The organism is Kineosporia mesophila, from assembly GCF_021129235.1.
Classification (GTDB): domain Bacteria; phylum Actinomycetota; class Actinomycetes; order Actinomycetales; family Kineosporiaceae; genus Kineosporia; species Kineosporia mesophila.
Genome location: NZ_JAJOMA010000052.1, coordinates 1 through 3804 on the forward strand (window position 1 = coordinate 1; position 3804 = coordinate 3804).

A 3804-nucleotide genomic window follows, 5' to 3' on the forward strand; every position below is an offset into this window, starting at 1 on the left:
TTCGGGGTGGATCAGTGGCGAACGGGTGAGTAACACGTGAGTAATCTGCCTCTGACTCTGGGATAACCACGGGAAACGGTGGCTAATACCGGATATGACACATGGTCGCATGGTCTGTGTGTGGAAAGTTTTTCGGTCAGAGATGAGCTCGCGGCCTATCAGCTTGTTGGTGGGGTAATGGCCTACCAAGGCGACGACGGGTAGCCGGCCTGAGAGGGCGACCGGCCACACTGGGACTGAGACACGGCCCAGACTCCTACGGGAGGCAGCAGTGGGGAATATTGCGCAATGGGCGAAAGCCTGACGCAGCGACGCCGCGTGAGGGATGAAGGCCTTCGGGTCGTAAACCTCTTTCAGCAGGGAAGAAGCGCAAGTGACGGTACCTGCAGAAGAAGCACCGGCTAACTACGTGCCAGCAGCCGCGGTAATACGTAGGGTGCAAGCGTTGTCCGGAATTATTGGGCGTAAAGAGCTCGTAGGCGGTCTGTCGCGTCTGCTGTGAAAACCTAGGGCTTAACTCTGGGCGTGCAGTGGGTACGGGCAGACTAGAGTGCGGTAGGGGAGACTGGAATTCCTGGTGTAGCGGTGAAATGCGCAGATATCAGGAGGAACACCGGTGGCGAAGGCGGGTCTCTGGGCCGTAACTGACGCTGAGGAGCGAAAGCATGGGGAGCGAACAGGATTAGATACCCTGGTAGTCCATGCCGTAAACGTTGGGCGCTAGGTGTGGGGTCCATTCCACGGATTCTGCGCCGCAGCTAACGCATTAAGCGCCCCGCCTGGGGAGTACGGCCGCAAGGCTAAAACTCAAAGGAATTGACGGGGGCCCGCACAAGCGGCGGAGCATGCGGATTAATTCGATGCAACGCGAAGAACCTTACCAAGGCTTGACATGGGGTGAAAACTCGCAGAGATGCGGGGTCCGCAAGGGCGCCTCACAGGTGGTGCATGGTTGTCGTCAGCTCGTGTCGTGAGATGTTGGGTTAAGTCCCGCAACGAGCGCAACCCTCGTTCCATGTTGCCAGCACGTTATGGTGGGGACTCATGGGAGACTGCCGGGGTCAACTCGGAGGAAGGTGGGGATGACGTCAAATCATCATGCCCCTTATGTCTTGGGCTTCACGCATGCTACAATGGCCAGTACAAAGGGCTGCGAGACCGTAAGGTGGAGCGAATCCCAAAAAGCTGGTCTCAGTTCGGATCGGGGTCTGCAACTCGACCCCGTGAAGTCGGAGTCGCTAGTAATCGCAGATCAGCAACGCTGCGGTGAATACGTTCCCGGGCCTTGTACACACCGCCCGTCACGTCATGAAAGTCGGTAACACCCGAAGCCGATGGCCTAACCCCGTAAGGGGAGGGAGTCGTCGAAGGTGGGACTGGCGATTAGGACGAAGTCGTAACAAGGTAGCCGTACCGGAAGGTGCGGCTGGATCACCTCCTTTCTAAGGAGCACTCATACACCTCTTCGTGAGGTGTCAGAGAATGCCATGGCCGGCACGTGATGGTCACCAACTCTGGTGATTGCGTGATGCCGGGTGGCTGCTCAGGGTGGAACATCGGTTGGAGCTCATCTGCGGGGTCGCGGATGGGGATGCGCTGTTGGGTCCTGAGGGAGCGGGCCACCGGGTGAAACTGGTGGGCCGTGAACTTAGGATGAGGAATCTTCGGGTTCTTCTCCGACTGGCATGACAGTCCTTTCATCACAGTGCCTCGTATCTGGTTTCGGCTGGTGTCGGGGTAATTGGTGGGTCTGAGGGTTGTGTGTGTTCGTTGCTTGTGAACTGTATAGTGGACGTGAGCATCTTTTAATCTGTGCATATTTCGTGCGCTCAGGTTGGAGTGAAAGCTCTGATGCTGGGTGTGTCGGGTAAGTTTTTAAGGGCATACGGTGGATGTCTTGGCACCAGGAGCCGATGAAGGACGTAGGAGCCTGCGATAAGCCTCGAGGAGCTGGCAACCGAGCTGTGATTCGAGGGTTTCCGAATGGGGTAACCCGGCTGGAGATGTGTCCAGTCACCTGCACCTGAATATATAGGGTGTTGGGAGGGAACGACGGGAAGTGAAACATCTCAGTACCGTCAGGAAGAGAAAACAACATGTGATTCCGTGAGTAGTGGCGAGCGAAAGCGGATGAGGCTAAACCGGGCGTGTGTGATAGCTGGCAGGCGTTGCATGTTCGGGGTCGTGGGAACTTCTTTCTTACTACTGTCATGGTAAGGGTGAGTCAGAAAATCATGTCATAGGCGAACGTCATTGAATGGGCGACCGTAGAGGGTGTTAGTCCTGTAGCCGAAATGATGTGGTCTCACTGAGTTGTCTCCCAAGTAGCACGGGGCTCGTGAAATCTCGTGTGAATCTGGCAGGACCACCTGCTAAGCCTAAATACTCCCTGGTGACCGATAGCGGACTAGTACCGTGAGGGAAAGATGAAAAGTACCCCGGGAGGGGAGTGAAATAGTACCTGAAACCGTGTGCCTACAATCCGTCGGAGCCTTGCGGGGTGACGGCGTGCCTTTTGAAGAATGAGCCTGCGAGTTAGTGGTGTGTGGCGAGGTTAACCCGTGTGGGGTAGCCGTAGCGAAAGCGAGTCCGAAGAGGGCGTTTTTAGTCGCATGCTCTAGACCCGAAGCGGAGTGATCTACCCATGGCCAGGTTGAAGCGCGGGTAAGACCGCGTGGAGGACCGAACCCACTTAGGTTGAAAACTGAGGGGATGAGCTGTGGGTAGGGGTGAAAGGCCAATCAAACTCCGTGATAGCTGGTTCTCCCCGAAATGCATTTAGGTGCAGCGTCACGTGTTTCTTGCCGGAGGTAGAGCTACTGGATGGCTAATGGGCCCTACAAGGTTACTGACGTCAGCCAAACTCCGAATGCCGGTAAGTGAGAGCGTGGCAGTGAGACTGCGGGGGATAAGCTTCGTAGTCGAGAGGGAAACAGCCCAGATCACCAGCTAAGGCCCCTAAGCGTGTGCTAAGTGGGAAAGGATGTGGAGTTGCTGTGACAACCAGGAGGTTGGCTTAGAAGCAGCCACCCTTTAAAGAGTGCGTAATAGCTCACTGGTCAAGTGATTCCGCGCCGACAATGTAGCGGGGCTCAAGTACACCGCCGAAGCTGTGGCATTTACACAATAACCCAGCAGTCCCTTGATGGATTGTTCAGGTGTGTGGATGGGTAGGGGAGCGTCGTGTGGCGGGTGAAGCATCGGGGTGACCTAGGTGTGGACGCCACACGAGTGAGAATGCAGGCATGAGTAGCGAAAGACGGGTGAGAAACCCGTCCGCCGAATGACCAAGGGTTCCAGGGCCAGGCTAATCCGCCCTGGGTAAGTCGGGACCTAAGGCGAGGCCGACAGGCGTAGTCGATGGACAACGGGTTGATATTCCCGTACCGGCGAAGGACCGCCCATAGCGAACCCAGCGATACTAAACTCGTGAAGCTCTGCCGGCCTTCGGGCCGTTGGAGTGGAGCCTGTGACCTGGACTGGTAGTAGTTAAGCGATGGTGTGACGCAGGAAGGTAGCCTCCGCGTGGCGATGGTAGTCCACGTTTAAGCATGTAGGGCGAGCTGTAGGCAAATCCGCAGTTCTTTCTTTGATGATAAGCCTGAGATGTGATGATGACCGCATTGGCGGGAAGTGGGTGATCCTATGCTGCCGAGAAAAGCATCTAGCGAGGTTCGAGCCGCCCGTACCCTAAACCGACTCAGGTGGTCAGGTAGAGAATACTAAGGCGATCGAGTGAATCGTGGTTAAGGAACTCGGCAAAATGCCCCCGTAACTTCGGGAGAAGGGGGGCCTGAGGCGTGA

At 56.3% G+C, this 3804-nt stretch carries 2 rRNA genes; both read left to right on the forward strand.

Annotated features, from left to right (window positions below):
• A 16S ribosomal RNA gene (locus tag LR393_RS34745) occupies positions 1-1442 on the forward strand; the annotation flags it as partial.
• 423 nt (positions 1443-1865) lie between these two features.
• A 23S ribosomal RNA gene (locus LR393_RS34750) occupies positions 1866-3804 on the forward strand; the annotation flags it as partial.